This is a genomic window from Flindersiella endophytica (genome assembly GCF_054779015.1).
In genome coordinates this window covers 23,903-46,341 of sequence record NZ_BAAGYY010000015.1, presented here as the reverse complement: position 1 = coordinate 46,341, position 22,439 = coordinate 23,903, and the positions used below count along the sequence as shown (strand labels likewise).

General features: G+C 68.7%; 19 protein-coding genes. 14 read left to right on the top strand and 5 right to left on the bottom strand.

Annotated elements, in window-relative coordinates:
- The first annotated feature begins 30 nt into the window (after positions 1–30).
- On the top strand, positions 31–819 hold the full coding sequence (locus ACYVF6_RS15795) for a RibD family protein (protein WP_460521788.1): 789 nt from the start codon (positions 31–33) through the stop codon (positions 817–819).
- Positions 820–1,390: 571 nt separating this feature from the next.
- On the opposite strand, the gene ACYVF6_RS15790 is transcribed toward ACYVF6_RS15795, so the two are convergent.
- The 3 genes from ACYVF6_RS15790 to ACYVF6_RS15780 form a co-directional block, all read right to left on the bottom strand.
- On the bottom strand, positions 1,391–2,533 hold the full coding sequence (locus ACYVF6_RS15790; RefSeq protein ID WP_460521786.1) for a TolB-like translocation protein: 1,143 nt from the start codon (positions 2,531–2,533) through the stop codon (positions 1,391–1,393).
- A gap of 18 nt (positions 2,534–2,551) precedes the next feature.
- The gene (locus tag ACYVF6_RS15785) at positions 2,552–3,016 is read right to left on the bottom strand and encodes a DUF4231 domain-containing protein (protein WP_460521784.1); all 465 of its coding nucleotides are present in this window, start codon (positions 3,014–3,016) and stop codon (positions 2,552–2,554) included.
- Between the two features lie 91 nt (positions 3,017–3,107).
- Positions 3,108–4,286 (bottom strand): glycoside hydrolase family 76 protein, encoded by a 1,179-nt coding sequence (locus ACYVF6_RS15780; RefSeq protein ID WP_460521782.1) that lies wholly within the window; start codon positions 4,284–4,286, stop codon positions 3,108–3,110.
- Between the two features lie 146 nt (positions 4,287–4,432).
- On the opposite strand from ACYVF6_RS15780, the gene ACYVF6_RS15775 reads away from it, so the two are divergent.
- The 5 genes from ACYVF6_RS15775 to ACYVF6_RS15755 all read left to right on the top strand — a co-directional run bounded on the left by ACYVF6_RS15775 (position 4,433) and on the right by ACYVF6_RS15755 (position 13,709).
- The gene (locus ACYVF6_RS15775; RefSeq protein WP_460521780.1) at positions 4,433–5,602 is read left to right on the top strand and encodes a GntR family transcriptional regulator; all 1,170 of its coding nucleotides are present in this window, start codon (positions 4,433–4,435) and stop codon (positions 5,600–5,602) included.
- 584 nt (positions 5,603–6,186) lie between these two features.
- Positions 6,187–9,207, top strand: a complete 3,021-nt coding sequence (locus ACYVF6_RS15770; protein ID WP_460521778.1) for an NPCBM/NEW2 domain-containing protein — start codon at positions 6,187–6,189, stop codon at positions 9,205–9,207.
- Positions 9,208–9,221: 14 nt separating this feature from the next.
- Positions 9,222–11,246 (top strand): GxGYxYP domain-containing protein, encoded by a 2,025-nt coding sequence (locus ACYVF6_RS15765; RefSeq protein ID WP_460521776.1) that lies wholly within the window; start codon positions 9,222–9,224, stop codon positions 11,244–11,246.
- Between the two features lie 69 nt (positions 11,247–11,315).
- A complete protein-coding gene (locus ACYVF6_RS15760) occupies positions 11,316–12,983 on the top strand; it encodes an alpha/beta hydrolase family protein (RefSeq protein ID WP_460521774.1) in 1,668 nt (555 codons plus the stop codon).
- Positions 12,984–13,088: 105 nt separating this feature from the next.
- Positions 13,089–13,709, top strand: coding sequence for a dihydrofolate reductase family protein (locus ACYVF6_RS15755; RefSeq protein ID WP_460521772.1), 621 nt, complete (start codon positions 13,089–13,091; stop codon positions 13,707–13,709).
- Positions 13,710–13,728: 19 nt separating this feature from the next.
- Here the strand turns inward: ACYVF6_RS15755 and ACYVF6_RS15750 are convergent, their stop codons facing one another.
- The gene (locus ACYVF6_RS15750; RefSeq protein WP_460521771.1) at positions 13,729–14,328 is read right to left on the bottom strand and encodes a TetR/AcrR family transcriptional regulator; all 600 of its coding nucleotides are present in this window, start codon (positions 14,326–14,328) and stop codon (positions 13,729–13,731) included.
- Positions 14,329–14,418: 90 nt separating this feature from the next.
- Between ACYVF6_RS15750 and ACYVF6_RS15745 the strand changes: the two genes are divergently transcribed.
- The 3 genes from ACYVF6_RS15745 to ACYVF6_RS15735 all read left to right on the top strand — a co-directional run bounded on the left by ACYVF6_RS15745 (position 14,419) and on the right by ACYVF6_RS15735 (position 16,826).
- Positions 14,419–14,829, top strand: coding sequence for a nuclear transport factor 2 family protein (locus tag ACYVF6_RS15745; protein ID WP_460521770.1), 411 nt, complete (start codon positions 14,419–14,421; stop codon positions 14,827–14,829).
- Positions 14,826–15,185: a VOC family protein gene (locus ACYVF6_RS15740; protein WP_460521768.1), complete on the top strand. Its 360-nt coding sequence runs from the start codon at positions 14,826–14,828 to the stop codon at positions 15,183–15,185. Before ACYVF6_RS15745 ends, ACYVF6_RS15740 begins: the two co-directional genes overlap by 4 nt.
- Before the next feature lie 105 nt (positions 15,186–15,290).
- Complete coding sequence (locus tag ACYVF6_RS15735; RefSeq protein ID WP_460521766.1) at positions 15,291–16,826, top strand: glycosyltransferase family 39 protein; 1,536 nt, start codon at positions 15,291–15,293, stop codon at positions 16,824–16,826.
- Between the two features lie 239 nt (positions 16,827–17,065).
- Here the strand turns inward: ACYVF6_RS15735 and ACYVF6_RS15730 are convergent, their stop codons facing one another.
- Positions 17,066–18,112, bottom strand: coding sequence for a Kelch repeat-containing protein (locus ACYVF6_RS15730; protein WP_460521764.1), 1,047 nt, complete (start codon positions 18,110–18,112; stop codon positions 17,066–17,068).
- A 47-nt stretch (positions 18,113–18,159) separates the two neighbouring features.
- Here ACYVF6_RS15730 and ACYVF6_RS15725 point away from each other — a divergent pair, with 47 nt between their 5' ends.
- The 5 genes from ACYVF6_RS15725 (at position 18,160) to tsaA (ending at position 22,426) form a co-directional block, all read left to right on the top strand.
- A complete protein-coding gene (locus ACYVF6_RS15725) occupies positions 18,160–18,675 on the top strand; it encodes a hypothetical protein (protein WP_460521762.1) in 516 nt (171 codons plus the stop codon).
- An 81-nt stretch (positions 18,676–18,756) separates the two neighbouring features.
- The gene (locus tag ACYVF6_RS15720) at positions 18,757–19,440 is read left to right on the top strand and encodes a DUF6218 family protein (protein WP_460521760.1); all 684 of its coding nucleotides are present in this window, start codon (positions 18,757–18,759) and stop codon (positions 19,438–19,440) included.
- Complete coding sequence (locus tag ACYVF6_RS15715; RefSeq protein ID WP_460521758.1) at positions 19,437–20,687, top strand: exonuclease domain-containing protein; 1,251 nt, start codon at positions 19,437–19,439, stop codon at positions 20,685–20,687. Before ACYVF6_RS15720 ends, ACYVF6_RS15715 begins: the two co-directional genes overlap by 4 nt.
- 79 nt (positions 20,688–20,766) lie before the next feature.
- Positions 20,767–22,011, top strand: a complete 1,245-nt coding sequence (ligD, locus tag ACYVF6_RS15710; protein WP_460521756.1) for a non-homologous end-joining DNA ligase — start codon at positions 20,767–20,769, stop codon at positions 22,009–22,011.
- On the top strand, positions 22,004–22,426 hold the full coding sequence (gene tsaA / locus ACYVF6_RS15705) for an SAM-dependent methyltransferase (protein ID WP_460521754.1): 423 nt from the start codon (positions 22,004–22,006) through the stop codon (positions 22,424–22,426). The genes ligD and tsaA overlap by 8 nt, the downstream gene beginning before the upstream one ends.
- The last annotated feature ends 13 nt before the right edge of the window (positions 22,427–22,439 follow it).

The window sequence follows — 22,439 nt, the reverse complement described above, 5'->3', positions numbered from 1 at the left end:
TGTGTCGGTGGTCGCTGATAGGACGCCGGTATGGGAGAAGAACGGGATGGGCCTGATCGTCCGTTCGTGGTGGTCTCCGTCGGCGCGTCCGTCGACGGGCGGGTGACGCTGCGGCGCTCCAGCCTGCTGATGCACCCGGACGCCGGGCAGGTGTGGGCGGAGATGTCGCCGCCGAGTTCTGGCGCGCTGCACCATGAGCGCGAGGCCCTGCTCGAGCAGCTCTACCATCCGCAGGCCGTGCTCGAGGGCAGCGGCTCACTGGTCACCGACGACGCGGGTCCGCTCGACCTGCCTGCGGTCGACGAGGAGCCGGGCGGTGCGCTCCACACCGACTTCCTGCCGTCGGCGATCGTCTCGAGCCCCGAGCACAAGAAGTGGTTCACGATCGTCGACAGCCGCGGCCGCGTCTTCTGGGACACCAAGGGCGGCGGTGGCTGGGACGTCCTGGTGCTCGTCTCGCGTTCGACACCGGCGCCCTATCTCGCCTACCTCCGCCGCGAACAGATCTGCTACCTCCTCGCCGGCGACGATCGGGTCGACCTGGCCCTGGCGTTGCGGCGCATGCGCGAACGGCTCGGCGTAACCTGCGTCGTGTCGAAGGCCGGCGGCGGTCTCAACGGCAGGCTGCTCCGAGCTGGCCTGATCGACGAGTTCCACCTCATCGTCTCCCCAGCAATCGTCGGCGGCCTCGGCACACCAACCGTCTTCGACGGCCCTGAGCTGAGCGTCGATGAGAAGCCGCAACCGCTACGCCTCCTGTCCGCCCGCGTCGAGACCGACGGGATGCTGTCCCTGAGATACGAGGTGGTCCGCGACTGAACAGATCCTTTGGGAACGTGTGACGCCCAACCACCGCCGACTCGCGCCGCCCGCATCCACACTGCCAATGCCGCCGGTGCAGCGACGCGGCCACGCTGCCGATGCTGCCGCCACGTCGACACTGCGGCCCTGGTGGTGCTGTCGGCGCAGCCGCGCTGGGTTCTGTGGGCGCAGCCGGTGCTGTCCTGCATCCACGCTGCCGGTGCCGCAATGCGGCCGCGCTGGCGGTGCCGCGACGACACTGTGGGAACTGCCGGTGCTGCCGCGCATCCACGCTGGTGCTGCCGATGCAGCCGGTGTCGCGAGGCAGGTGTTGCTGGTGCTGCGATGCAGCCGTGTTGTCGGTGCGCCGATGCAGGCACGCCGTGTCGAGACTTCTGGCGCCGTCGCCGCTATCCCGCATTCACGTTGCGGGTGCCGCGATGCAGCCGCGCTGCGACCCGTCGACAGTGCGGGCGCAAGTGCGTCCCGCATTCACGTCGCCGACGTCTCGCTGCAGCTGTGCTGGCGCTGTCATCGCTGCGCGGCGGCGCGGTCCGCGAGGTCTGACCCCTCGGGTCCGGCGGCCCATCTAGAGGTCGACCTCCACCAGGAAGACCTGGCTGGGGCCGCCGGGTTCTGGGTGGCCGGTGAAGGTGATGAAGCCTCCGCCCGAATGCCAGTGCGGATGCGGATGACGCCGTTGGTCGAGGCGGCGTGGCCAGCCGTGTTCGCACACTGGCGCGAACCGCAGTTCGTCACCTTCGAGCGGTGCGATGCTGATCCGGTCGGTGGTCACCTCGCCGTCCGTCACCACGAATCGGTTGTCCGGCGAGGCGTGGAAGTGCCCGTACAGGTCGCCGCCGCTGTCCGTGCCGGGTGGCGGACTCGGCCGCTCGACGTACTCGCCGCTGACGACGTCGATCACGCCGACCAGCCCGCGGCCGTCCTTGTGTCCGTGGTAGTCGACGTGCGTCGGCGAGATCCAGAACTCGTGCCCGAGCGCGGCGCCGTCGTCCTGCACGCGTAAGGGAGCAGACGTGCCGCGCGCCACGTCGTAGAGGTACATCCGCTGCTCGTTCCACGCGCCCTCGTGGCAGTACAGAATCCAGCGGTGGTCGGGCGAGGCCGTGACGTGGTTCGGCCAGAACGGTGTCTCGATGTCGAGCACGGGCTCGCCGCTCACCAGGTCGAACACGCAGAAGCCGCAGCCGGAGCGGAGCTCGTCCGCCAGGTCCGGAACACCGGCGCCCTGCCGGAGCCGCTCCTGCGCCGCCTCCGGCTGGTAACCCCACGCCACCCAGCCCTGCGGCGAGCAGTGCGGCACCGCCGGCACGATTCCGTCGCGCAGGCGGTGAAGCAGCTCGTCCGCGAGCGTGTCGACATGAACCGCGCGCAGCTCGTTGCCCTCCCAGTACAGGACGCGCGTCCAGTCGGGCTGCGTCCACGCGACGAAGTGCGGCCGGATCCCGCGAACGCCGTCGCGGATGTACGGCGCCCAGTTCTGGTCGGCGCCACGAGCCGCGGTGAGCCGGACCGCCTCGCCGGTAGCGACGTCGAGGCGCCAGACCTGTTCTTCACCGTCGTGGCTCTCGATGTGGATCAGCCGGCGCGCGCCCGGGTCGAGCGGCGGGTTGTAGAAGTACGGCAGATAGTGCGCGGCCGGTCCGGTCGTGACCTGCCACACCCGCAGCCCGTCGTACGTGGTCGGGTGCTCGATCCGTTCGAATCGCATCGCGGGTGAACGCGCCTCCTACGTACGCGCGGACTTGTCGACGGAGCGGGCGAGCACCCACTCGGTGCTCTCCGTCTCCACGAAAGACTCCACCTTGTCGGCAAGGACGGCGTCGGCGTCGGTGCCTGCGTAGTCGCCCTTGCCGTTGCTCCATTGGACGATCTCGCGCTGGATCAGCAGCATGCCGCGCGCGCTGCGGAGCCAGTTCTCGCGCGACTGCAGCAGGGAGTTGAGTCCGGTCAGGATCGCGACCACCGCGCCCAGGACCCCGGCGACGGCCGCGCCGGCGCCGACCGCGCTCACCGCGGGGATCGCCGCGGCGAGCACGATGACGGCGCTGTTGACGGAGTAGAAGGTGACGCGGTTCCGCACGGAGTTCCTGCGGTACCACCGCAGCCGGTCCACCACGTTCACCGGCAGCGCCGTGCCCCGCGGGCTGGCGATCGTCGTCCACGACCACGGCTCGGTCGAGTTCTCCGGCATCCTGCGTCACCTTCCTCGTACGAGAACGACCGCCGCGCCGCCGGGAGCGGGAACCAGGACCCGGCGGCGGGGTCGGCGCGCGCCGATCGCGTCAGGTGAGCTTGCCGTAGTTCTCCGGGCTCCAGGCCAGCATGGCTTCGATCCGGATCATGCCGGACTGCTCGAGCAGTGTCACCGGATTCGTGCCCTCGAACCGGTAAAGACCGGTCGCCGGGTCGCGGAACCGCTTGGACGACTCGTCGGCGTACCACTTCATCGCCGCCCGGTACGCCGGGTCGGGCCGGTAGACCGACAGCTGCAGGAGGTTGGCGAAGAAGATCGCGTGGAACCGCGCGGGCTGGGTGAAATAGCGCTCGTTCTCGGCGTAGAACGCCAGCGCCTTGACCGCGGTGTCGCGCGCCTGGTCGAGGTACTGCCGCTTCTTGGTCGCGCGGTACATCAGCACGCCCGCGCCGATCATCACGCCCTGGTTGTAGGACCACTGGGTCTTCTCGATGTTGCCGGCGAGGTCTACGTGGTCCCAGTAGAGGCCGTTGGGCGCGAGCATGTTGGTCCGCGTCCAGTCGTACATCTTCGTGGCCCAGTCGAGGTAGTACTTCCGCTTGGTCGCGAGGTAGAGGTGCAGTCCGACCTCGGCGCCCGGCGCGTTCGACACCGTGTTGCGGTCCTGGCTCCACGGTGCCTGCGTCCAGAAAACGCCACCAGGGTTGGGATGTGACGCATCGGTGTCCCAGCCGAACACGATGAGGTCGAAGATCTCGGCGGCCCGGCGCAGCGCGGCCTGGTCGCCGCGGGACGACATGTAGTGCCGCTGCAGGAAGCCCAGCGCGATCCACTCGTTGTCGTCGTAGAACTTGTCCCCGCCCTGCCCGGCCGGCGGGCGCAGGTAGGAGTCGTAGCCGGGCGGGTCGGTGTCGCTGTTCCAGTACGCCTCCAGCGCCTGGTAGCGGTTGGCCACGTCGTCGCGGAAGCCGGTGCCGCCCGGAAGGCCGGCCATCGTCTGGGTCGCGATCATCGCCTGCGAGAACGGCCAGACGTACGACCAGGGGTTGCCGCCGGTGTGCGGGTATTCCTCCAGGTAGAACGACGTGCCAGGGTCGTAGAAGTAGCGCTGCAGCGCGGAGTAGCTGGCCCGCGCCCGCTGTGCGTACATCGACGAACCGCTGTCGGCTCGGGCCGCGGGCGCCGTCAGCAACCCGGAGGCCAGGCCGGCGGTGACGCCGAGGCCGCCGGCCAGCGCGGCTCGGCGCGAGACGGTGTGGTGCTCCATTGCAATCCTCCTGATGCTTGGTGCACCAAAAGCTGCTACGGATATATCAACCTGTCAAGCAGCTCACCTGGCCGTTTTCGGATCACCGGCACGCTCACTGAGATGGTATGTTCTGGCTACCAAAAGGTATATGCAGGAGCCTGGGAGTGTGCCGCTTGGCTGATCCATTCCTGTACGAACGGGTCTACAACTACGTCCTGGAGGAGATCCGCGCCGAGCGCCTCCAGTCGGGCGATCGTGTCCCGTCGGAGAAGGACCTCGCCGAGCGCTTCGGGGTCAGCCGGATCACCACGAAACGGGCGCTGCACATGCTGGCCGACGCCGGTGTGCTCGATCGTCATCGCGGCAAGGGCTCGTTCGTCGCCGAGCACGTTCCGCCACTCGACGAGCTCGTCACCGGCTCGCCGGCCGGCGCTGTCGACGCGCCGAAGCCGGCCTCGTCCTGCATCGCGCTGGTGCTGCCCGACGCCTCCGACGCGTTCGGCCTCGAGTTGCTGAACGCGATCGAGGAACGCGCGGCCGAGCACGGCTACCACCTGATCGTCCGGCGTACCCGCGACAGCCAGGAGCTGGAGGAGCAGGCGATCCAAACGCTGGCCGGCGACGGCACGGCCGACGGGCTGATCGTCTTCCCGGTGCACGGCGACTACTACAACGCCAGCCTGGTCCGCATGGTCTTCGACCGTTCGCCGCTCGTCCTGGTCGACCGCTACCTGCGCGGCATCCCCGCGTGCGCGGTCTACACCGACAACCACGCGGCGGCGTACGGCCTCACCTGTCACCTGCTCGACCAGGGGCATCGGCAGGTCGCGTTCGTCTCGCCGCCGGTGGCGAACACCTCGAGCATCGAGGAACGCAACAACGGCTTCGAGGCCGCCCTCCGCGACCGTGGCTATGCCGCCGACGCCGGGCTCCGGTTCACCGAGTTCCAGAGCACGCTGCCCGGCTCGAGCGACGAGCAGGAAGCCGCCGACCGCGCCGCGATCCGCGCCTTCGTCGAGCGCGAGCCGGCCGTCACAGGCTTCGTTGCCTGCGAGTACAACATCGCACTGCTGTTGCGAGAGGTCTTCGAGGATCTCGACCAGGAGGAAGCGGCCGAGGTCCCCGCGTTCGACGCTCACAGCGAGCCCCCCCGGGCGATCGCCTGCTTCGACTCGCCGCACACCCGCTGGGCACGCCCGTTCGTGCACATAAAGCAGGACCAGCGCCAGATGGGCCGCCGCGCCGTCGACCTGCTGCTCGCCCAACTAGCCGGCGAGGACGTGCCGCTCCAAACCGTGGTGCCGTACGCACTGATCGACCCGTTCGCGTCCTAGGTCCGGGGCAAACCATCCGCGGACGCCACTCCGGCCGGCGCGCCCGCTGCTGCCCGGCACAGTCGCGAGGGTCCGCCGGCGGCCGGCTGGCAAGGACCTGCGGGGCGGCTGGCACGGACCTGTGGCGATCGGCGCGTAACTGCTGCGGTCAGCGCGGCCTACGGGGGAGCGCGGTGCTGCCGGTGGCTGGCGCGGGCGCGCTGCGGCGGGCCCGCCGGTGGCTGGCTTGCGCGGAGGTGCGGTGGCTGGCACGGGCCTGTGGCGATCGGCGCGCAACTGCGGTGGCAGGCGTGGGCTTGCGGTGGCTGACTTGTCAGGAGCGGCCGGCGGCTGGCGCGGAGGTGCTGCGGTCGGTGCCCGCTCGCCGTGGCCGGCGTGGGCTTGCGACGGCTGGTCGGCGTGGAGCTGAGGCGGTCGGCAATTCGAGCCGGGAGGCGACCCGCTCGCTACCGCTGGTTACCGGCCGGATCAGGCCAGGGTGGCTCTCTTGACAGCTTGGTATGTCGATAGCACTTTATGGGCGAATGGCATGACAGGTTCATGCCCGGCTGATCACAGGTGGGTGGCAAGGGGTGGGGCGCCGGATGGGAAGGTTTGGGCGACGGGTGTTGCTCGCCGGCGCTTTTGCCGGCGCCACCGCGTTGGAGGCCGCCGCTACGCAGCGGGCTGCCGTCGCTGGGGTGCAGGGGCGGGAGTGGACGCTGCACAACGAGGTTGTGAGCCTGCGGTTGCGTTTCGCCGACGGGTCGCTCGCTGTGACCAGTCTCTACAACCGGCAGGCAGGCCGGGAGTACCAAGCCGAAGACGGCGCGGCGGGGCGGCCGCTGTTCGCGTACGAGTTCGACGGCCGCCACCTGGTCGCGGCCGACGATGGTGGCTGGACGTTGCTGACGCCGACCGTCCGCGAGCTCACCATGCGCACCGCGCGCGGCGTCACGAGGGTTGGCCGCGAGGTGCGGATCCCCTTGCGTCGCAGCGAGCCGCAGCCGGTCACCGTCACGTTCGTCGCCGAGGTGTACGACGGGCGGTCCGGCCTGCGGTTCTACAGCCTGATCCGCAACGACGACAGCGCCCGAGAGACCACCATCACCAGCTCCGTGGTCTTCGCGCTCGCGCTGGAGGACCGACCACACACCCTCCACTACGTCCCCAACATGACCTGGCAGAACACGACCGGTTCGCTCGCGCCAACGCAACATTCCAAGAAGGCGCTCACCGTCTACGACACCGGCGACGGCTGGAGCGTGAGCCCCGAGCTCAACTGGAAGACCATGCGGGGCAATGGAAACTACAGCACGGGCTACATGCTGCCACCGTTCGCGAGCGTCAACGCCTGGCACGGCATCGACCACGTGCGCGTGACGACGAACCCCGAGGCGTTGCAGCTCGTGCTGTTCCCGAACGAGGAGTTCGAGTACGTCTCCACCAACGTCACGGTCTTCGCAGGCGACATGATCGACGGCAAGGTCGCCGACCAGGAGCACTTCCGCCGCCGGTTCCGCTACCACGACGTCAGCACGATCTTCAACACCAACGACTGGGACTACCGCGGCGGTCCCGGGCGGCCGCTGCCCGAGGACTACTACTACACGACGATCCTCCCGAAGGCCGAGCAGGCCGGCTTCGACCTGGTGATGTTCGACGACCTGTGGAACACCACCCGCGACACGATCGAGCCGAACCCCGCGATGGCGGGCAGCATCCGCAGCCTGGACGAGTTCACCGAAACCCTTACCGGCAAGGGGATGCTGTTCGGCCTCTGGTTCAGCCTGACCGGCGCCGGCCATGCCGCCGGGCGCGACCTGGCCGATCCCGCGCAGCTGGCGTACAAGCGCGCCCAGATCGAGACGCTGATCAACTCCTACGGCCTCGATCACCACATGGTCGACCTGACGGAGTACTGGCAGAACGAACAGGTCACGACGTACTCCCATCCGAGCGACAGTGTCTACCGCAAGAACGTGCTCACCCGCCGGATGCTCAACGAGCTGGTCGAGAAGTACCCGAACTACCGGCCGAAGCTGACCAGCGAGCTCGACATCTACCCGACGCAGGGAGACCGCAACAACGGCCTGCTGCACGTCACACACAACGGCTGGAACACCTCGAACGGCGGCGTCACCGGCGAGAGCCTCTCGCTGCGCACGGCGGTCACAGGCTTCGGGCACCTGCCGATGGAGTCCAGTTACATGAACGGTGGCCGGCTGACCGGTCGCATGGAGGACTACTACTCCTACCTGGCGGTCCGCAACGTGAAGTTCGGCCAGGATCCTGGCAACGCCGAGCAGTGGCCGCGGCCGGCGATCGAGCTGATGGCGCGCGGCCCGTACGTCTGGATGTACACCGACCAGAAACGCCGGACAGCGTTGCTGATCGCCACCGGCGCGGGCGGGTCGGCGGAAAGGGTCGTCGCCGGCCTGCGCTGGCTGGCCGACGACGCGACCTACGCCATCTCCGACATCACGCTCGACGACGACGGCGGTCACACCTATGCCTACCGCGGAACCTTCGGCGGTGCCGAGCTCAAGCGCCCCGGCTTCCCGATCGACCTCGCGGTCAACTCCTCGCGAGGGCAGGCGTTCTGGATCCGGCAGGTCGCCGGCTCCGCACTGACCCTGCAGTACGCCGACGAGCACGTGTCGGCCTACCGGGTCGACGCCAGCAGCCGGCGGATCCGGATCTGGCTGACCGGCGAGCCGAACACCACAGCCACCGTCATCGTCGTGGATCCCAAGCAGGACAGGGGTCTGCTCGTACCTGTCGAGCTGAACGGCCGCGGTTCCGGTACGGCCGTCGTCGCCGCCTGGCAGCTCGCCGCGCCCCAGCGCGTCGTGTTCACCACGCTGACGACCGCGCCCGACCGAACCGCGGTCGAGCCCGGTACGTCGTTCCAGCTCGCCGCCACGTTCACCGTCGACGACTTCGGCCCGGTCACCGACGTGGCGCTCACGGCCACGGCACCCGCCGGCTGGAGCAGCAGCGGAGACGGTGCGCACGCCGGCGAGCTCGCCACCGGTGCCGAACTCACCGCCAACTGGACGTTGACGGTGCCGGCCGACGCGGAGTACGGCTACGCCGAGATCCCGGTGACCGTGACCTACCAGGCCGGCGCCCTCAAGCAGATCCTCAAGACAGCCAGGGTCTTCGTCACCCCGGCCGGCGTCGACTACGTGAGCGACCTGCCGTTCGTCTCGGCGACGAACGGCTGGGGCCCCGTCGAGCGTGACCTGGCCAACGGCGGCACCAACGCGGGCGACGGCCCGCCCCTGCGGCTGCGCGGAATGCGGTACGACAAGGGACTCGGCGTGCACGCGCCGTCCGAGGTGGTCATCGACCTCGGCGGCAGGTACGAGCGGTTCACCGCGGAGGTCGGTGTCGACGACTCCCGGGCGGCGAGCGGTCTCGGCACCGTGACCTTCGAGGTGCTCGGCGATGGCGTCTCGCTCGCCCGCACCGGAGTGCTGACCCCACGCGACCCGGCATACCCGATCGACGTCGCGCTGAACGAGGTTCAGACCTTGACCCTGCGCGTCTCCGACGCCGGCGACGGCAACAACAACGACCACGCCAACTGGGCTGACGCGATGCTCCATCTGCCTGAGTGAAAGGGAACACCGCCATGCTTTCCCGCCGCACCTTTCTCGCCATACCCGGTGGCCTGGCCGCGACCACCGGCTTCCTCGCCGTCCAGCCGGCCTCCGCTCTGGCCGACCCCTCGAGCACCACGAGCACCACGACCGCAAGCCTGCAGTGGCCGCGCGATCAGGTGCTGCCGACGTTCCCGGCGCCGCGAAGGCTCGACGTGGCGAACGTCCACGACCTGCACGGCAACGACCAGGCCTTGCTGGCAACGCTGCAGGGCGTGGTCAACCGCCGCGAGCCGCGGCTCTATTTCATCTTCGGCGACGACCCGAGCGACCCGGCCTGGCTGCAGACCCTCGGCCTCCCGACGAAGCGCTACGACGATCCGATGAGCCTGATCGCGAAGTACCGCAAGGAGATCCGCGGCGCGATCGTCTACGACCCGGCGGTCCCCGACAGCATCAACATTGCCACCACGCTGGCCGGCTTGGAGAACGCGGTCATCGCCAGCCCTGACCAAGCCAAGACCTACCACCTGCCGATCGTCCGCGACCTGCGCGGCCAGTTCACCGACGACCGGGTGGCGACGTACCGCTGGCAGGTCGAGCACCTGTTCCCGCGTTGTACGCAACGCATCCTGACCGGCATCCCGCCCACCCGTTCCGCATCCGTACCAGGCGTCGAGTGGCGTGAGGTCGCGCGCGAGACCGACCCGGTTCGCGACAGCTCCAACCGCGACACCTACGAGCTCGACCTCACCGCCGAGCTCGGCGGCGAAGGCGTGTACCTGCGCTTCCAGGACGCGTTCGGCAACGACGGCTGGGGTTCTTCCGTCAAGCACGTGACCGTGCTGGCCGACGGCCAGCAGATCGCGGACTTCGACGCGAACTCCGCTGCGGAGACGCCGTTCCTGTTCGACGCCGACGGTTCGGCGATCGCGCCGGAGGGCCACCGGTTCGTCGACGGCGGCTCGTACTTCATCTACCGCTTCGAGCCGCCCGCCGGTACGACGAACCTGGTCGCGCGCGTCGAGATGTGGAACCAGTACCTCGTCACCACCACCGACCAGGCACCGACCAGGGTCGAGGCTTTCCCGTACTTCCGCGACTACATCGTCGGTACGAAGGCGATGGTGTTCTGGTTGGCACCCGACGGCGGTGAGGGTGAGGTGATGACCGAGATCTTCGGCAAGGTCGCACCGACCACGGCGTACCTCGGCTGGTTCAGCGGCGCGGTCGCCGGCGAGCACGGCGGTGTAGGGCGGGCTTCGGACCAGGGGCTGGAGGTGCTCGCCGCGGACTTCTACATGAACGGCACGGTGTTCTCCGGCGCACCGGGGAGGATCAGCACGAAGCCGCCGAGCCGGAAGCCGCCGGCCCTGCGGAACAAGGTGTATCTCACGTTCACCTTCGGCGAGGGCGACAACATCCAGTACTGCCAGCACCGGATGCGCGCGATCTGGGACAACGACGACCGTGGCGCGGTGCCGGTGAACTGGACGATCAGCCCGCTGCTGCGCGACATCGGCCCGGCGATCTACAGCTACTACCAGCGGACGGCGACGGCCAACGACCTGCTGGTGGCAGGCCCGTCGGGCGCGGGCTACACCTATCCAGGGCTGTGGCCTGCTGGCGAGCTCGGCACGTTCACCGCGATGACCGGGCACTACATGCGCGCGACCGGAATCAACGTCATCGTCACCATCAACGACGACGGCAACCGCGAGACCCCGTTGAGCGATGCGGTCGGAGCGTCGTACCACGAGAACACTCCGGCGCTCGGCATGATCGTGGGATGGGAGCGCGGTAACAACATCTCCAAGCCGGGTGGGCTTCCGGTGGTCGCGGACTTCGCTCGGTTCGCGGACGTGCAGGACTACCACGACGGTCTCTACCAGCACGTCGCCGACTGGGACGGCTCCGCGCCGAAGTTCGTGGCGTGTGGTGTACAGGCGTGGAACTGGAGTCCGACGGAGGTCGCGGCACTGGTTCGTTCGCTCGACGACCGGTTCGTCGTGCTTCGTGGTGACGTGTTCTTCGACCTGCTGGGCAAGACGCTCTGAGCGTTCGAACGTCCTGCGATCCTCTCCCTGGGCGGGTAGCGTGTTGCCGACGCTCAGGGAGGGGAAAACATGAAGCGACTCAGCACTTTTCGTCCCAGACGTGGCATGGCTCTGGTTACGTTCGCCGTGCTGGCATTGGTGATCGGACTTGTGCCCGGCGCCTCGGCCACGGTCACCGGCGCCCGGTCGTCGGCGATCCTGCCCGTACGCCAGTGCGCCGATCTGGTCCGTACGTTCGACATTCCAGGCGCCGCGACCCGCGTCACCTCGGCGACGGTCGTTCCAGCCGGAGCCGAACCCGCCCACTGTGACGTGCGTGGTGTGATCGAGCCGGCTGTCGGATTTCAGCTGCGCCTGCCGACCGAGACCTACCAAGGCCGTTACCTGCAATACGGTTGCGGCGGCTTCTGCGGGATGTTCTTCCCCGCACCGTTCGCCGACTGCGGCATTCCGAACGGCGGCGACGTCGCCGTCGCGGTGACAGACGACGGGCACACCAGCGACAATCCGTTCCCGCCGGTCGATGCCAGCTGGGCCGCTGACAACCAGGCGGCCCGGAACGACTGGCAGTTCCGTGCACCGCATGTGCTGTCGAAAGCGGCGAAGCGCATCATCGCGACCTACTACGGCGCTCAGCCGCGCACTTCGTACTTCTCCGGCTGCTCCAACGGCGGACGGGAGGGGCTCCTGCTGGCGCAGCGTTATCCGCACGACTTCGACGGCATCATCGCCGGCGCACCGGGCGCGTTCATCTACCCCCTCGCCGTGTCGCTGGCCTGGAACGTACGGTCGAACACCGCCGCCGACGGCGATCCGATCCTCACCATCGCGAAGCTACCGGTCCTCCATGCGGCTGTGATGGCTGCGTGCGACGGGCTGGACGGCCTGGTGGACAACCAGCTGGAGGATCCGCGTTCGTGCCGGTTCGACCCGGCGAGCATCCGGTGCCCGGCCGGCACCGACCAGCCGTCGTGCCTGACAGCCGCGCAGACCGTGGCCGTACGCAAGTTGTACGCAGGGCCGGCCGATCCCGCCGGCAGGCGGCTGTATCCGGGTGGGCAGGCCTACGGTTCCGAGCTGGCGTGGGCCGGCTGGGTGATACCCGACCCTGTGCTCGGTGCGTTCGGCGCAGAGCTGGCCGACAACGCCCTGCGATACATCGGATATCCGATCGGGACACCGCATTCTTCGCTGGCGGACTTCGAGTTCACCGCGCGGGAGTTCCATCGGCTGACGCCGGAGGGCGTACGGGCGAACTCGCTGAGCCTCGACCTGCGGGAGTTCCGGCGGGCCGGCGGAAAACTCGTCATCTGGCATGGCTGGGCGGACTCCGCGATTCCGCCGGAGGGAACGCTCGACTACTACCAGCGGCTCGCCGACCGCAACGGCGGCTTGCGTGCGACTCAGCAGTGGGCGCGAACGTTCATGGTGCCGTCGGTCTACCACTGCGGTGACGGTTCCGGGCTGACGGAGTTCGACCCGTTCCCGGAACTGGTGGCCTGGGTCGAACGAGGAACGGCGCCGGCCCGCGTGGTGGCGCGCGGACGTGACGCGTCGGGTGCTGTGGTGCGGACGCGGCCGGTGTTCCCGTACCCCTTGCGGGCGGCCTACGACGGAAGCGGCAGCACCGACGACGCCGCGAACTTCGTTCCAGAGCGTCCGTCCGGCGCGGTGCACGACAGGATCCGATGGGTGGGCGACTATCTCTATGCGCTGCCAGGGCCGGTCGCGCGCTGATTCTCTCGGGGTCATGTCGAGAACCCACCGCCTGCTCCGACGTAGCTGCTGAAGGACGTCGCAGCAGGCGGCGGGTTTCCTTACGACACAGAAGGAGTGTTCGACATGACCAAGGTGATCGCGGATCTCGGCGTCTCGGTGGACGGTTTCATCGCCGGTCCGAACGCCGGAACGACCAACCCGCTGGGCGATGGCGGGCCGCTGATCCATCGCTGGGTCTACAAGACAGAGGCGTTCGTCCAGAACCTGGGACTCAAGGGCAAGGGTGCCACCGGACCGGACAACGACGTGGTCGCCGAGGCGACCGCGCGGTGCGGCGCGTTCGTCATGGGGCGGCGGATGTTCGACGAGGGCGAGGCGAACTGGCCGGAGGACGCGCCGTTTCGCGCGCCTGTGTACGTGGTGACGAGCCGGGCGCGGGAGCCGTGGGTGCGGCCGGGCGGGACGACGTTCTACTTCGTGACCGACGGGTTGGACAGCGCGTTGTCGCAGGCGCGGGCGGCGGCGGGGGAGAAGGACGTTCGTATCTCGGGTGGCGCCGACGTGGTGCGGCAGTGCCTCGCGGCGGGGGTCGTCGACGAGTTTCAGCTGCACGTCGCGCCGTTGCTGTTGGGCGGCGGAACGAAGCTGTTCGACGGCTCGATGCCGGGACGGACCGAGCTGGAGATCGCGCACGTGGTCAACTCGCCGACGGTGACGCACGTGTCGTACCGGGTGGCCAGGTAAGTCGGGTAGGTCAGGTACGTCAGGTGAGCAGAGGCTCGGAAGCAGCCGGGTCGACAGCCGCGCTGATGGTCTGGTCGGCCAGTTGCCGCGCCAGGCGGGCGGGTTCGATGCCGGGCCTCGTCACGCCGGCCGCGAGCGTCCCGTCGATGAGGAGCAGGAGCTGGTCGGCGGCGGATGCCGGCTGTGGGTGGCCGAGCTTGACGAGTTCGTCCTCGAGGAGCTTGTGGACGTGTTCGCGGTATTCGTGCGTAACCGCGTGGGCGGGATGGCCGGGATCGGTCAGGGCGAGATCGACTGAGAGGTAGCGGCAGCCGCGGAAGTCGGGGCCCTGGATGACGGTGCCGAGCAGGTCGAAGATCGCCAGCAGGCGGGTACGGGGATCGTCGCCGGCGGCGTCCATCGTCTGGTGGAAGAGCGCCTCGTCCTCTTCCGTGGTCAGCCGCAGGACCTCGGTGATCAGCCCGTCCTTGCCGCCGAAGTGCTCGTAGAGCGATCGCCGCGCGACGTTCGCCTCCTTGAGGATGGCGTCGACGCCCACACCGACTCCGTGGCGGTATGTCAGGTCCTTGGCGGCGGCGAGCAGCCGTTCACGCGGGCGGCTGGTGGCGCGGGGTTCCATGCGAACAGCGTGCCACGGGGTTGCGGATAGATCAACCGGTCTATATAGTTCCTGAGTAGATCGACCGTTCTATCTAGAAGGAGTATTGACATGACCGAGGCCACCACGCCAGAGCGCACGACGACCGAGATCATCGAGCGGTTCAACCGCGCGTTCGTCGACCACGACCCCTCCGCGCTCGACGACCTGATCGCCGAGGACTGCGTGATGGAGGCGATCCAGCCCGCGCCCGACGGCGCCCGAACCGAGGGCCGCGAGGAGTGCCTGACGTTCTGGCGGGCGCTGGCCGAGGACCGCGGCACGCAGTTCGAGGACGAGGAGATCGTCGTTCTGGGCGACCGCGCGACGATCCGCTGGCGCTACCGCTACGGCGACGGTCCCGCGGACTACGTGCGCGGCGTGAACCTGATGCGTGTACGAGACGGGCAGATCGTCGAAGCGTTCGGGTACAGCAAGACCGGCGGAGAGGTTCCGCTCGCTGCCGAGGAGGTCGCGGAATGAGCACGTTCGCCGTTCAGCCGATCCTGACCACGCAAGACGTCGAAGGGTTGACCTCTTTCTACGCCGAGCTGTTCGGCGCCGAGGAGGAGCTGCGGGTGCCGGGGGCGAAGGGACCGTTCTTCGTAACGCTGCGGTTCGGCGGGGCGAGCCTGACCGTGGTCGCCGGCAGGAAGGGCGCCGAACCGGGCCGGGGTTTGCTGGCCGTGTTCGTCGAGAACGTCGACGAGCTGCTGTCGCGGGTGAAGGCAGCGGGCGGGAAGGTGCACGGCAAGGCCAAGGACATGCCGTGGGGACATCGGGTCGCGCACATCTCCGACCCGGACGGAAACACGATCAACCTCACCCAGCACCTGTGAGGCCTGACCGGGGAGGTGCCTTGGTGGCCAGATTGGCTCTGGCCACCAAGACCCCGTCGGCTGAAAGGGCTGTCCTACCCGCGGTTGGCTGGCAGGATTCGCGGTGTGAGCGTTGCGCTGCCCGAGCGGGCGTCCGGCGAACCGGAACAGACCTCGGCCGTTGCCCTTGCGCCGTTCGCGATCGTGCCGGTCGGCGTTGTCGTCGTCGGCTTCGCGGGATTGCTGACGGCGTTGTCGAACCGGTACGGCTTTCACCGGGACGAGCTGTACTTCATCGCTGCCGGTTCGCGGCCGGACTGGGGCTACGTCGACCAGCCTCCACTGACGCCGCTGCTGGCGCGGCTGAGCACGTTGGTGTTCGGTGACAGCCCGGTGGGACTGCGGGTCGTGGCGACGTTGTGCTTCGCGCTGATGATCGTGCTGGTGGCGCTGATCGCGCGCGAGCTCGGCGGTGGGCGGCTGGCGCAGACACTCGCCGCGGTCTGCCTGGTGGCGGCGGGATTCGTCGTGACCATCGGCCACCTGGTGGCGACCGCTTCGTTCGACATGCTGCTGTGGCTGCTGATCTCGTGGCTGGCCTTGCGGCTGCTTCGTACGCGGGATCCGCGCTGGTGGCTCGCCATCGGAGCCGCGGTTGGCGTCGGCGTGCTGAACAAGTACCTCGTGGGGCTCCTGGTCGTGGTGCTCGTGGTTTCCTTGCTGACGCTGGGGCCGCGCGGGGTCTTGCGAACGTGGTGGCTGGCGGCGGGCGTGGCTGTATGCGCGGTGATCGTCGCGCCGAACCTCGTGTGGCAGGCGGCCAACGACTGGCCGCAGTTCACCGTCGCCGGGGGCATCAGCGCGGACGATGGTCTGGAGAACCGGATCGGGTTCGTGCCGCAGCAGATCGTGTTCCTCTCGCCGCTCCTCGTTCCGGTGTGGATTGCCGGGCTCGTTCATCTGTGGCGCGCGCCGTCGGCTCGGTTCGCGCGGGTGTTCGGGCTGGCGTATCCCTTGCTGTGCGTGGTTGTGCTGGTGGTCGGCGGCAAGCCCTACTACGCGTTGCCGTTGCTCATCCTGGCGCTGGCGGCGGGTTGCGTACCGCTGGCGAGGTGGTTCCGGCGCGGGCGTCGGACCTTGCGGATCGCTGTGGGGGCGGTGGTTTTCGTACTCTCGTTCGCTATGTCCGCGGTGATCGCGTTGCCGGTGCTGCCGCTGAGGTCGTTGAACTCGATCACTGACGTGAATCCGGAACAGGGCGAACAGGTGGGCTGGCCGGAGCTGGTAACGGCGGTCGCCGCGGGGTGGTCACGCATCCCAGCCGACGAACGCTCGCGCGCGGTCATCTTCACCCAGAACTACGGCCAAGCAGCCGCGATCGAACACTTCGGCCCGGCCCACGACCTGCCGACGCCGTATTCCGGCCACATGAGCTACGCCGACTGGGGCCCGCCACCAGCGTCCGCGGACGGCCCGGTCCTGCTGGTGCGGCAACGGGAAAGCGGCCCGGTCGGCCCGTTTTTCACCGGCTGCCAAACCGTCGCCCGGGTCGACAACGGTGTGGGTGTGGAGAATCAGGAGCAGGGCGCGGAGATCTCGCTCTGCAGTGGAACCACCTCGCCATGGGCGACGCTCTGGCCGCAGTTGCGGCACTTCTACTGATCCTGGGCCTTATGCGCTCCTCGACTCCGTGGACTTCCACGAAGGAGCGGCCAGCTTCTGGCGGTCCGGACGTAGCTGCGGCGTCCGGCCGGTCGAGTCGGCGGGCATATCCCTCCGCCGTTCGACCACACGGGCCGGCGCGTCACCGACCTCGCCCGGCGCCGTCCCGACGACGCGAGGAGCGTTGTCGGAGCAATGCCGGCGTTTCGGGGCGCTGACGGTGTCACGTTGCGCGTGATCTAGCACTTCCCCGCGCCGGCTAGATCGATGGCCTCGGTGGTGTTGGCGACGTGGAGGCCGGGTTGCGGACCGCCGGACAGGGCGTGGACGACGGTGCCGACGGCGACCACGCCGAGGCCGTGGCGCGGGGTCGGCAGGTCGGGTAGGGCGTGCCAGGAACCCGTTCGTACGTTGAAGACTTCGGCCTCGGCGAACGTGCCGGCCTTGGCTTCGCCGCCCACTGCCACGAGGAGGCCGTTGCAGGTGGCCGTCGCCGCCAGGCCGCCGCGTGGGGTGGGGAGGTCGGGAAGCTTGGTCCACTCGCCGGTGCGCGGATCGTAGGCCTCGAAGGCGCCCAGCGTCCCGGGGAAGGCCACCCGCCCGCCGACTGTGTAGACGCGGCCGTCGACCGCGGCGCCACCGAGGTGCTCGCGCGGTGTCGGCGGTCCAGGCGCGGTCGACCAGGCGTCGGCCTTCGGATCGTAGACCAGCATGCGCTGTGCGAGCTTACGATTCGGCCCGATGCCGCCGGCGACGTAGAGCTTGCCGCCGGCCGCGACGGCAGTGCCCGCCGCCCGTCCTTCCGGCAGCGCGGCGACGCGTCGCCAGCCGGTGCCGGAGGACTCGAGCCGGAACACGGCGTCGCTGACATTGCCGTCGCCGCGAAAGCCGCCGACGACGTGCACTGCACCGCCGACGCGTGCCGCCATCGCGTGGTTGACGGCGACCGGCAGCGCCGGGCCATCCGTCCAGCGCCCGGTCGCCGTGTAGAAGACCTCGACGGTGGCGACCGTACCGCCGTCGCGGACGTACCCTCCGGCGACGTAGATCCGCGTCCCATCCGCCGCCGTGGCGACCTCCGTACGTTCGGTATGCGACGGCGCCAGCGTCCGCCAGGCGGCGGCCGGCCCACCAGTCGTAGGCGACAGCGGCGGCGCCGCCGGCTCCCGGAGCTCGGTGCCGTCGCCCGTGCACCCGCCGCCCAGAACGGCAGCCGCCACGAGCACACCCGCGAGCCATCCCCATCCCGATCCCGGTCCACGGCGGCGGCGTTGCGAAGCGCTCACGTGCACAACGCTAACCCCTGTCGGCGCCGGCCCATATGGTCATCGCCATGACCGACCAAGGGCAGCAGGCGACGGCCTGGCAGGACTCCTCGCTTCCGCGCGACATCGTTCGTTTGCTCTACGCACCGAAGACGCTGACCCAGCTGTCGGAGGAGCTGCAGGTCACCGACGCTCGAGTGCTGTGGTACCTCACCAAGCTCGCCGGGACCGGCCGCGTCCAGGAGCTCGACGGCCGCTGGGCGCGCACTCCGAGCGCCGCCGACTACCTCGCGACCCGCCCGCCCGCGAGCGCCGACCACACCACCCTCCCCGGCCGTACCGTCTACGACTACCAGCAGGCCTACGCCGACGCCGCCGCCGGCATGTTCGGCCCGACGTTCGTCCAGGCCTCCGGCGAACACGGCGGCCGCGTCCCGTACGAGCGCGTGGTCGAGTTCAACGAGCGCCTGCTCAGCCTGATCGCCGAATACTTCGCGCCCGATCGCATCGACCGCGCAGCCTCCCCGAAGTACGGCTTCCACTGGCTCCTCACCCCAACCGACCTCCACCCTCTCGACGACTGAGCCCCCACCGCGTAACCGTCCTCCTCCAACTGCGTCCCATACGGGCGAGAGTGCGCTATCGGCGTGCTGGGGGAGGGGTACATGGAGAACGCGGAATTCGAGAGCACCTCGCCACTTGTCCGGGGTCATGTCGTCCTGGCGATCGGCGAGGACGACCACGACGAAGGCCTGGCCATCTGGCATGTCGACGACAAGGGTGAGTCGGTCGGGGCTTGGAGCTACTCGCTCGAACGGACCTACAAAGACCGAGACGAAGCACGCCAGGTGCTGGGCCTCATCGGACGGCGAGCGCTGATCTCGGAGAGCGTTCCGGCCGTACGACGCGTCGTCGAACGACTCTGGGACGCGGCTGAGGTTAGCCCATCGTCGCACTTCGGTCCTGTCGTCGTGCGGCTTTCCGAGGCGGTGGAGGAGATGCTGGCCTGGCGGCAGCGCTGTGAGGCCGCCGTCGAAGCCGAAGCGGAGAGCCGCGGCCGCCGACTCGAACCGCTGGCTTGGACCTACCGGCTACCCGAGCCGGTGCCGGCAACGATTGGCAGGCTGGCGGAGTTCTTCCGTATCGACCGCACGGCCCGGACTCTGGCGACCTCGGAGGCTTTGCTGGCCGCCCGGGTCATGGGAAGGATCGCGATGGTCTGGCGAGACATCGAGCAGACCCGCGCCGCTCGGCCGTACCTCGTCGAGCGTCTGGGGTCGCCACGGCGACTGCCGAGCAAGTGGGCGTCGATGCTGCTCGAAGCGGACAACGGGGAGTGGCCGCTATGAGCGCTCAGCCTTCCGAGGGCTACGCCGTCGTCGACGTGGAAACGACGGGGTTACGGCCGAGTTGGCACGACCGTATCGCCGAGGTCGGCGTGGTGTTGCTTTCACGAGAAGGTGAGATCACTGGTGAGTGGTCGACCTTGGTAAACCCACGCCGAGACCTGGGACCTCAAGCTATTCACGCCATCCGGGCCGCTGACGTACGGCACGCACCGACATTTGGTCAAGTCGCGGGCTGGCTTGCGGGATTGCTCGCCAACCGCGTGATCGTCGCGCACAACTTGCGGTTCGATCTGGGCTTCCTGCGAGCGGAGTTCGCTGCTCACGGTCTGGTGCTTCCGTTGGAACTCGGTTCCGGCCTTTGCACCATGGAGCTCGCGGCGACCTATCTGCCGGGCGCGCCACGCTCGCTGGTCGGGTGTTGTGAGACCGCGGGCGTGGCTATGGACGGCCACCATGACGCGTTGTCCGACGCCCGGTCGGCAGCGAAGCTGCTCAGCCAGTTCGTACGTAAGGCCGGCAGGCCGGAGCCGTGGGTCCGGCTGCTGCACGCTGCCGCCAATAGTGTGTGGCCGCCCCAGGCCTCCAGCCCGGTCGAGTGTGTGAGACGTGGTGTGTCCGCGATCCGCGACCGGCACTTTCTCGCTCGGATCGTCGATCGGCTTCCCAGGGTGCCGCAGCCTCCGCAGGCGGATACGTATCTCGCGCTGCTTGACCGCGCCCTCCTCGACCGTCACATCTCCGCGACCGAGGCCGACACGCTGGTCGAGGTCGCCACGACCGTAGGGCTGGATCGAACGATTCTCGACGGTCTGCACCGCAACTACATCGCCGAGCTTGCCACCGCCGCATGGATGGATGGTGTCGTCACCGCGGAAGAGGAGCGCGATCTGACTCTGGTGTCGGAGTTGCTCGGTTTGTCGCGCGACGACTCCGAAGCAGCGCTGAACGCGGCGGAAGCCGCCCAGGCTCGCTCGGTCTCCCGCGAGGACCCGAGCTGGGGACGGTTCGCCCTCCGGCGCAACGACCTGGTGGTGTTCACGGGACAGATGGACGTTCCGCGCGACATCTGGGAGCAGCGAGCCTATGACGCCGGTTTGCGTACGCACAGGAGCGTCACCCGGCAGGTGCGGCTGGTGGTGTCCGCTGACCCGGACAGCCTGTCCGGTAAGGCGCGGCAGGCCCGTGGCTACGGCATTCCGATAGTGAGCTGCGAGGCTTTCGAACGAATGCTCGACGAGATCGAATGAGCAAACGTACTCGCCGCTGAACCGCCATAAAACGGGCGTGGTCCGGCTGTGGCGAGTGGGTACGACTTATCGTGTGGGCATGGCGAAGTCGCAGATACTCGAGGTGGCCGGGCGTGAGGTGACGATCACCAATCCTGACAGGGTGGTGTTCCCGCAGGCCGGGGTCAGCAAGCTCGACCTGGTGCACTACTACCTCGCCGTCGCCGAGGGGGCGCTGCGCGGCGTCGTCGGGCGGCCGATGGTGTTGAAGCGGTTCGTCAAGGGCATCGATCAGGAGGCGATCTGGCAGAAGCGCGCGCCCGAGAAACGCCCCGACTGGATCGAGGTCGCCGAGTTGCACTACGCCTCCGGGCGGTCGGCCGCCGAGACTGTCGTACGTGACGAGGCGACGCTCGCCTGGGTGGTCAATCTTGGTTGTGTCGACCTCAATCCGCATCCCGTACGCGCGGAAGACCTCGACCATCCCGACGAGTTGCGCATCGACCTCGACCCGGTGCCGGGCGTCGACTGGAAACAGATTCTTGACGTCGCCCAGGTGGCCAAGGGCGTCCTGGAGGATCACGGGCTGACCGCCTGGCCCAAGACCTCGGGATCGCGCGGGTTCCACATCTACGCGCGGATCGATCCGCAGTGGTCCTACCGCGACGTCAGGCTGGCCGCCGAGACCGTCGCCCGCGAGGTCGAGAACCGCGCGCCCGACATCGCCACCAGCAAGTGGTGGAAGGAAGAACGCCAGGGCGTCTTCGTCGACTTCAACCAGAACGCCAAGGATCGTACGGTCGTGTCCGCCTACTCCGTCCGCCCCACCCAGGACGCGCGCGTGTCCACGCCGCTCGGCTGGGACGAGGTGGCAGGCTGCCGCCCCGAGACGTTCACCATCCACGCCGTACGACAGCGGTTCGAGAGCCAGGGCGATCCCTGGCAGGGCATCGAGACCAGCGGCGGATCGCTGGAACCCCTGCTGGACTTGGCCAAACGTCTCGGTCCGGCCGAGAAGCCGCCGAAGGGCCAGGGCCGCCGCCAGTCCACGATGCCGCTCATCGAGATCGCGAGGTCCAAGACCAAGCCCGAGTCGCTGGAGGCGCTCGAGACCTGGAAGGCCAAGTACGCGAGCATCGTGCACCACCTCGAGCCCGCCGACATCCTGGTCGACGGCATGCGTGGCTCGAGCTCGATCTGGTACCGCATCCGGATCAACCTGCAGCACGTACCAGAAGCCGAGCGCCCGCCCCAGGAGGAGCTCCTGATCGACTACGATCCGTGGGCCAACGCCCCCTGGAACCAACCGAACCGCGACGACAACGAGCACCGCGACGATGGATGAGCCCGGACAGACCTACAGCGTCCGGCCGATCGGCTGGGTCGAGTCGCCGCTCAGAGATCGAGCGGACGCGCCCAAGCAGGGCGACGAGGGCACGCCGGAAGCCTGGCTGGTGTTCGATCCCGCCGTCCGCGACGCCCTGCGCGACCTGCGTCCGGGCGAGGAAGTAATCTTGCTGACCTGGCTGGACCGCGCGGCCCGCGACGTCCTGCTGGTCCACCCGCGCGACGACCAGAACCGGCCGGAGACAGGGGTGTTCAGCACACGTTCACCCGACCGGCCGAACCCGATCGGCTTGCACCGTGTCGAGATCGTGGCGGTCGACGACCTGCGCATACGCGTCCGTAACCTCGAAGCACTCGACCGCACGCCGATCGTCGACGTCAAGCCCGTCCTCGGTCCACTATCCGAACGTTAGCCCGGGGTCGATT

Bases quoted from the DNA above. Each gene is read 5' to 3' on its own strand.
- ACYVF6_RS15795 (WP_460521788.1), top strand. From the start codon at position 31: ATGGGAGAAGAACGGGATGGGCCTGATCGTCCGTTCGTGGTGGTCTCC.
- ACYVF6_RS15790 (WP_460521786.1), bottom strand. From the start codon at position 2,533: ATGCGATTCGAACGGATCGAGCACCCGACCACGTACGACGGGCTGCGG.
- ACYVF6_RS15785 (WP_460521784.1), bottom strand. From the start codon at position 3,016: ATGCCGGAGAACTCGACCGAGCCGTGGTCGTGGACGACGATCGCCAGC.
- ACYVF6_RS15780 (WP_460521782.1), bottom strand. From the start codon at position 4,286: ATGGAGCACCACACCGTCTCGCGCCGAGCCGCGCTGGCCGGCGGCCTC.
- ACYVF6_RS15770 (WP_460521778.1), top strand. From the start codon at position 6,187: ATGGGAAGGTTTGGGCGACGGGTGTTGCTCGCCGGCGCTTTTGCCGGC.
- ACYVF6_RS15765 (WP_460521776.1), top strand. From the start codon at position 9,222: ATGCTTTCCCGCCGCACCTTTCTCGCCATACCCGGTGGCCTGGCCGCG.
- ACYVF6_RS15760 (WP_460521774.1), top strand. From the start codon at position 11,316: ATGAAGCGACTCAGCACTTTTCGTCCCAGACGTGGCATGGCTCTGGTT.
- ACYVF6_RS15755 (WP_460521772.1), top strand. From the start codon at position 13,089: ATGACCAAGGTGATCGCGGATCTCGGCGTCTCGGTGGACGGTTTCATC.
- ACYVF6_RS15750 (WP_460521771.1), bottom strand. From the start codon at position 14,328: ATGGAACCCCGCGCCACCAGCCGCCCGCGTGAACGGCTGCTCGCCGCC.
- ACYVF6_RS15745 (WP_460521770.1), top strand. From the start codon at position 14,419: ATGACCGAGGCCACCACGCCAGAGCGCACGACGACCGAGATCATCGAG.
- ACYVF6_RS15740 (WP_460521768.1), top strand. From the start codon at position 14,826: ATGAGCACGTTCGCCGTTCAGCCGATCCTGACCACGCAAGACGTCGAA.
- ACYVF6_RS15725 (WP_460521762.1), top strand. From the start codon at position 18,160: ATGACCGACCAAGGGCAGCAGGCGACGGCCTGGCAGGACTCCTCGCTT.
- ACYVF6_RS15720 (WP_460521760.1), top strand. From the start codon at position 18,757: ATGGAGAACGCGGAATTCGAGAGCACCTCGCCACTTGTCCGGGGTCAT.
- ACYVF6_RS15715 (WP_460521758.1), top strand. From the start codon at position 19,437: ATGAGCGCTCAGCCTTCCGAGGGCTACGCCGTCGTCGACGTGGAAACG.
- ligD (WP_460521756.1), top strand. From the start codon at position 20,767: ATGGCGAAGTCGCAGATACTCGAGGTGGCCGGGCGTGAGGTGACGATC.
- tsaA (WP_460521754.1), top strand. From the start codon at position 22,004: ATGGATGAGCCCGGACAGACCTACAGCGTCCGGCCGATCGGCTGGGTC.